The 6,702-nt window shown below is 43.9% G+C and carries 6 protein-coding genes; 2 read left to right on the top strand and 4 right to left on the bottom strand.

Annotated features, from left to right (window positions below):
• Positions 1-192: 192 nt before the first annotated feature.
• Positions 193-867, bottom strand: a complete 675-nt coding sequence (locus tag AC37HE_RS10210) for a hypothetical protein (protein ID WP_500782734.1) — start codon at positions 865-867, stop codon at positions 193-195.
• Positions 868-962: 95 nt separating this feature from the next.
• Positions 963-1,754: a hypothetical protein gene (locus tag AC37HE_RS10205; RefSeq protein ID WP_500782733.1), complete on the bottom strand. Its 792-nt coding sequence runs from the start codon at positions 1,752-1,754 to the stop codon at positions 963-965.
• Positions 1,755-2,244: 490 nt separating this feature from the next.
• Here AC37HE_RS10205 and AC37HE_RS10200 point away from each other — a divergent pair, with 490 nt between their 5' ends.
• Positions 2,245-2,745, top strand: coding sequence for a GNAT family N-acetyltransferase (locus AC37HE_RS10200; RefSeq protein ID WP_500782732.1), 501 nt, complete (start codon positions 2,245-2,247; stop codon positions 2,743-2,745).
• 120 nt (positions 2,746-2,865) lie between these two features.
• Here AC37HE_RS10200 and AC37HE_RS10195 read toward each other — a convergent pair whose 3' ends face one another.
• Positions 2,866-3,792, bottom strand: a complete 927-nt coding sequence (locus tag AC37HE_RS10195; protein WP_500782731.1) for a hypothetical protein — start codon at positions 3,790-3,792, stop codon at positions 2,866-2,868.
• Positions 3,793-4,057: 265 nt separating this feature from the next.
• On the opposite strand from AC37HE_RS10195, the gene AC37HE_RS10190 reads away from it, so the two are divergent.
• Entirely contained in the window at positions 4,058-5,065 is a 1,008-nt protein-coding gene (locus AC37HE_RS10190; RefSeq protein ID WP_500782730.1) for a pectinesterase family protein, read from the top strand.
• A gap of 9 nt (positions 5,066-5,074) precedes the next feature.
• Here AC37HE_RS10190 and AC37HE_RS10185 read toward each other — a convergent pair whose 3' ends face one another.
• Positions 5,075-6,271: a hypothetical protein gene (locus AC37HE_RS10185; protein ID WP_500782729.1), complete on the bottom strand. Its 1,197-nt coding sequence runs from the start codon at positions 6,269-6,271 to the stop codon at positions 5,075-5,077.
• Positions 6,272-6,702: the final 431 nt, after the last annotated feature.

Here is a 6,702-nt window from a genome sequence, read left to right as displayed (position 1 = left end):
TTATTCCCATGTCAATCTTTTTCAACCCATTTATCGGGGTGTGATTTTAAGCTGTTTATTTCTTGTCTGCTCATTGCATTAAAGTTGCCTAATTATCTTTGTGTTGCTTATTGCTTAAGCCCCTTCAGGGGTTTGGGGTAAAGTTTTCTCAAACAAGAACCAATCTCCTGATGGAGATTGGTTCTTGAATAGTCAGGGAATGATTGCCCTAATCTGGCTGCCCCAGGGACCTGTTTTTCCGTTACGGTTAACCCATCGGGCATAGGCATACACCGTACTCCCGCGTTGGTTTGGTCCAAAAACAATTTCCTGGTGTGAGCGTGCTATAAAGTAATGCGTGACACACTCGTCGATGGAGGCAGGTACTTCACCACCAACTTTACAAGCAATTTCGCAAAAAGCAACACCATCGGGTTTGCGGTGCGTATTACTTGTTGTCGATGTGGCATAGTTTACATGCAAAACCGAAATATCCTCGGTGCTTAAATTGATCACCGGTGAGGAGACAGGGGCATCATAAGCGGTTCTCCCGCCTACGTTTACATCATAGATATGAAGCGTATCACGATCTTTAGCCGAAATCGCATCATTGTAAAGCAGGTATCGATTGTAAATCGAATAGATTGTAGATTCAAGGACATTCCACGCATCATTACGTGCAGCAGTCATGGCCGGGCTTTGCGTTTGGCTATTGTTGCATTCCTCATATTTGAGTTCATAATCTTCGCTTTCAATGGTCGCTTGGGTGACTATGGCTTCGGGAATGCTCCATGCAGTTGCCTTTTCTGCAAGCGATTGCATTAAAGTATGTTGAAAACCAAACTTTTCTGCTAATGTCTTGGGTACTGTAAACGAACGTTTAATCATATTTCATTCATTTAATAATAACCAGTAACTATATCGTATCGAATCAATCGGCTAATGCAGATTGATATAAGGAAGAGAAATGGGAACGGATCAGTTTAAGCGTGGTACTGCATCCCGGTATGCAGGCTGTTATGGGCCGGGGAGCCGGGCGGTAAGTGAAGGGGCCACCAATGAGCTATGACATTGGTGGTGGCCTGGGTAACCGCTGAATCCCAAACCATTGTTCCCCTTTTTATGGGTTGCAGGTTTTCTACTGGCCGAACAATCCAAAAACAAGCTGAGTTTCCATTAGACTGTAAAGCTCCTCCTGTTTCTGAAGCTTTACTTTTAGAATCAGTCCTGCTGTTAATGCTCGGTATATGTTTTAAGTGTTTGTTGGTCTGTTGATTGTAGTCTTTTATACTATTTGAAGTGACGACGCAACTGTTCATTTGCACGACGTTGTTAATCATTTGCGTCGCGTCTTTATTCAGTTCCAAAGCAACTTTATCCAGTTGCATGACAACTTTGTTCAGTTCCGTCACAACTTTGTTCAGTTGCATGACATCTTCATTCAGTTGCATCACGCTTCTAATCATTTGCGTAACGAAACCGGCTAGTTTGATAGCAACTTTGACCTGTAGTGTGTAGGAAATGAACAGATGCGTGACGGAAATGAACGGTCGCGTGACGCTTCTAACCATTTGTGTGACGCTTCCAGCTTGTTTCGTCATGGAACTGACTGGAAACATGACATAACTATTCATTTGTGTCGTGTAACTGAATAGTTTTATATTGCTTCTGTTCATTTGCATGAAGGAACTGGATAGATGAGTGACACAACTGGAAGCATTCGCAACCCATTTCGCACAATTCGTCATAGTATGTTCAATGAATACTTGAGTCATAATTAAGAATGTTTGTAAATCAAGGTCCTGTTTGATTATGAAATAAAATTACCCCTGTTAAATACAAAAGTCAAGGCGCAAATGTACAGTTGCGTATTTAATTTAATGTTGTCGAGCATATCGGGAGAATGTAGTCCCTGTGATCTGTCGTTGAACAATATTTTGAACAACTCTGGCGGGGAATTAGGAACTTCCGGAAACCTGGAACCGCGGAAAAAACTGTCATTCCCGCTATGCCCCATTTAATTGGGGGTTGGTACTCGCAATGACGAAGCGATTTTGCGAACCTTTTCGAGGGATCTTAGAAAGTAACCATTGTAGCATCCCTTCTCCCTATAACTAAGAACTGATATGAAGTTTTAATTAGAATTCATCGCTATACCCTTCCCCTAAGGATAAAAGAGAACCATACACCTTACTTTTATCGTGTCGTTTGCCGCAAGTGTGAGCATTCGGTGAATGGATATTTAATTCAAAAATTTAACATGCCATGATTGATATTACGATAGATCAGATGACAGAAAAATCGTGGACAGATGTTGCACGAATTTATGAGTCAGGAATTGCGACCAGGAATGCAACATTCCAGACAGAAGCCCCGGATTGGAATTCCTGGGACATGGCCCATCGCAAAGATTGCCGGTTGATCGCACTGATTGATAATAAAATTGTTGGTTGGGCTGCTTTGTCGGGTGTTTCGAGCAGACCCGTTTATGCCGGAGTTGCTGAAGTGAGTGTGTATGTTGATCAAGATTACCGGGGTAAAGGAGTTGGTGATCAATTAATGGACTCCTTGATCAAAGAATCTGAGATAAACGGAGTTTGGACTTTGCAGGCAGGTATTTTTCCTGAAAATGCAGGTAGTTTGAAATTACACCATAAACACGGATTTCAGACAATCGGAGTTAAGCAACGGATTGGTAAAATGGATCATAGCTGGCGCGATGTAGCCATGTTGGAAAGGCGAAGTAAAGTCGTAGGCATTGATTGATTTAATCAGCCTAGCTACCATGCGGACATTTTCATATTGCCCTTGTAAAAATACTGCCACGCGAAAAAATCGCATGGCAGTGGGGTCGTGTTTATTTATTGAGGGATCTAAGTCGTTTTTTTATGCACAGCCAAAACCTGTAATCGGTTTATCGGGGATATAATCGGTGACTTGATATTGCAACGATCTCGGCAGACTGATGGCAGGTGTATTATCGTTTATAAAAGTCAGCCTGTCTTCTTCAAATACAATTTTCAGGGGTGATAGAAAGAACGTATTTTCATTGCAATAGCTTGATATAATCTTCGGAGAAAAGCATTGCGATTCAATGCTCCCATTGGTTACAATAACCTGGTTTGAAGAAGTTGTGATACTTTGTATTGATCCGTCTTCGTAGAAATTAATGGAATGGTTTTCAGCATGCATCCCATTTGGATCTCGGTCATAAACCTTTAAGCTGCCAATTGGACTCTCCATGGTCATTTCATCAATCGGTTCAAAGCCTTTGAGCTGGCCATTCGGATGAAAGCAAATTCCTTTGTGGATTCGTACTTCGCCAGTTGGGATATTTATTTTGACCTGCTCACCTGGCCAAAAAAGAATACTTTCGAGCTCGCCGGTTTCATAAAATTGAAGGTAGATTGGTTTAACCGATATCGTTCCTATAGATGTTGGTATCTCAATGGTTTCGGCTAGTGCGTATTCGTTCTCTTCAGTCCAAAAACCGGAAACCTGCCCATTTAGGGGGAAACTACGCCAAAGCGATCCGTTTTTATAAAAGATCAGTAATTCCGACTTGACTGCCCCAATGGATGTTGGTATTTCGGTAGCCTCTTCAAGTGGTAATGATTTCAGTTCCCCGGTTTTATAAAATTTCACAGGAGCTTCCTTCTTTCGTCCTTCTTCATCCAGCGTATATCGGGGAATTAGATTGCCTACCGAGGTTTCCAGGATTACCTCTTCGCTGACCAAAACGGTATCAATATTTCCATTCTTATTCCTTGAAATTAAATGGTTACCGGAATTGAATTTTTCTTGCATGTTCATGACGGAGCTATCTTTTTGTGAATATTTCTGACTCGGATTTGTCTCGTTGAGGCAAGTACGAGAACTATTTCCAATGCAATGATAATGAGAATATGCTCATTTTATAATTCAGTGAACTGTTATCATTTAGTTTGCTGTCAATTATTAACCTTAACTATAGACTGCAGAGATAGCTTGTCCTTATATGCTAATAGAAACAGCTTAACCAGACCTCCTTCAACAAATTTTTGGTAGGTTTGTGTATTCGCACCAAGCTCAATTACTCATGAAAAAGACGAACTACATACTCCTGTTGATTTGTGTCGTGCTGTTTGGCCTGCATGCCAGCGCTCAAACTTACCAGGCTACTGTTTCACCCGGCGAAAGTATTCAGGCTGCTATTGAAGCTGCCCCGGACCAGCCGGCCGAACCGTATGTCATTCTCATTCGAAACGGAATTTACCACGAGAAAGTCATTATTGACAAACCTAATATTGTGTTGGTGGGGGAGAACCGCGACAGTACCCGCTTGATTTATGCCGAGTTGGCGTCGAAACGGGAAAAGCAGGATTATAAAGGGAACCCGGTTGGCAACGGAGTGATTGTACTGCAGGAAGGCGCTGACGATTGTATCATCAGCACCATGACCATCTATAACAACTACGGAAGCACCGTAGAAGCCACAACCGCTCACCAGATGACCATCTATGGCCGTGCTACGCGCACCATTGTAATCAACTGTAACGTTTGGTCGGATGGCAACGATGCCCTGTCGTTATGGGCACCCAACGGCGATGGTATGTATTATCATGCCGACCTGGATCTGCGTTGCCCGGGAGTTGATTTCCTGTGCCCGCGCGGCTGGTGTTATGCTACTCGTTGTTCGTTCTACGGCGATGGCCGCGCCCTGATTTGGCACGATGGCCGTGGTAACTACGATAAAAAGCTGGTGATCACTCATTCGCACTTCGATTCGAAAAGCCCGGTAACCCTGGGACGCTATCATCACGATGCCCAGTTTTTCCTGCTGCATTGTACGATGACCGATAAAATTATTGACCACCCGATTGGTTATGCCTATACGGATAAGGTGCTGGATCCCTGCCCCTGGGGTCAACGGGTTTACATGTACGATGTAAAACGTGAAGGTGGTAACTTCAAATGGATGAAGAATAATCTCGAGGAAGCAAAAGGTTCGCCCAAGCCCGATGAGATTACAGCCCTTTGGACCTTTGGTGGTGCCTGGGATCCGGAAGCTAAGATCAAATTGCTGGGTACAGTGTTGGCTTATTGACCGGAATTCCTACTTCCAGTTTTGAAGTTTTTCCAGTTCGTCACTAAAATGTAGCATATCGGGGTTTTCAGGTTCGGCCAACCGGTATACCATGAGAACTTGTTTCAAATGTTCCGTGTCTTTGCGAGCCAGCAGCTGACGGGAATAGGAATAACAGATAATTCCAAGGAAACCATTGAGTCGTTTCCAGGCCATTCGCTGAATCAGGTCCGGTTCGTTTGTTGCTTTTTGATGCAGGCTTTCAATCTCACTTTTCCACCAGTTTTCATCTTTCTCCATTAAAGCTTGTGTCAATTGCTGACGGCGTGCCATTTCTGTTTTTAAGCTTTCACCGAGGGCTGCCAATTGTTGTTGGTAGGCCGGAGAACTGCTCAACGTCTTCGTATTTTTCTCGAAGGGAAAAAGAGCATTAAAGGACGATACGGCTCCCATGTTTCGATCCAGGCAGGTCGCTTGCAATAAGTTCCCGGCTTTAGTCAGCGAATCGATGCGTTGTTGCTGCCTGTTGACATAGTCGGAAAGCTCAGCCTTGTTGGCTGATGAGTCAGCCAGGCGGAACCAGCCCCAGGCATTCGTCATTCGATCAGCATCGGGCCACTCGTGTGAGGCATTGGTAAGCTCGATATGGGTATTGGAAGGCAGCTGATCCGGTTGAAAAAGATATTGAGCTGCTTCGGAGAAGTTAAAATCATCCATGCCTATTAAACCCAGAACAGTACCGTGAATAGCACGCAATTCACCGGGAGATGCAAATGCGCCGGCTGCAATAACACCAGCAATAGGATGCGAGCCGGCATACGATAATGCCATTCGGGCCCCACCGGAAAAACCGGCAAGGTAGACTTGTCCATTAATGGGAAATTTTTCCGATGCTTCGATGATCAAGGCATTTAACTCCTGCATATAATTTGGGTCGTTATTCTGAATTTGATTCGATGCCAGTAATATAGCCGGATAGTTGGTGACAGCCTCCTGTAAATGTTTCATGGCTGTTTTTCCGGAGCCATGCGGATCAATGGCAATCAGCAGAGGCCAGCCAGTTGCCGGTTTTGGTCCTTTGGGCAGGTAAACTTCGTAGTTGGCAGATGGAAGGACTTGCTGCTTTTGCGGGCTTGCAACTTCTTTTTTGACCGAAGAATGACAACTGGTTAGACTTCCAAACAGGATCAGAATGCTTAGGAATAGGGATGTTGAAGAAATCTGCATGATGGTGGCGTTGTGTTGACATTCAAAGATAGTATCTATGTCGGACAATTGAACCAAGTGGAAAGAGATTGCTTCTCCCATTTAAATCAGGATTGCAATGAAGGGGCCGTAAAAAGAAAGAGCATCGGTGCTTCTGGGTTTGTCCGTAAAGCACCGATGCTCTGTGATTATAAGTAACGCGAGTACGACGAAGGAGGACGCAATCCTTGAAATGTAGAATATCGAATAACCAATACGGAATGTAGAAGTAAGAAAGCGCAAACGTTCAAGTTCCAAGTTCCAAGTTTCGAGTTCCAAGTTTCTGTTATAGTTACCTCTTTATAGGTAAGGGGCTGTTGCGGGTCACTCAATCGTTAATCAATCCCTCTGCGTCTCCTCTGTGTTCTCTGCGGTTAAACATTGGCGCGTTTCCCAGCATCGTGATATTCGGA

The organism is Mangrovibacterium sp. (genome assembly GCF_059905295.1).
Note: the sequence above shows the minus strand (reverse complement) of the source record. Positions and strands in the feature narration are given on the sequence as shown.

Bases quoted from the DNA above. Each gene is read 5' to 3' on its own strand.
- AC37HE_RS10190 (WP_500782730.1), top strand. From the start codon at position 4,058: ATGAAAAAGACGAACTACATACTCCTGTTGATTTGTGTCGTGCTGTTT.
- AC37HE_RS10200 (WP_500782732.1), top strand. From the start codon at position 2,245: ATGATTGATATTACGATAGATCAGATGACAGAAAAATCGTGGACAGAT.
- AC37HE_RS10205 (WP_500782733.1), bottom strand. From the start codon at position 1,754: ATGACTCAAGTATTCATTGAACATACTATGACGAATTGTGCGAAATGG.
- AC37HE_RS10210 (WP_500782734.1), bottom strand. From the start codon at position 867: ATGATTAAACGTTCGTTTACAGTACCCAAGACATTAGCAGAAAAGTTT.
- AC37HE_RS10185 (WP_500782729.1), bottom strand. From the start codon at position 6,271: ATGCAGATTTCTTCAACATCCCTATTCCTAAGCATTCTGATCCTGTTT.
- AC37HE_RS10195 (WP_500782731.1), bottom strand. From the start codon at position 3,792: ATGAACATGCAAGAAAAATTCAATTCCGGTAACCATTTAATTTCAAGG.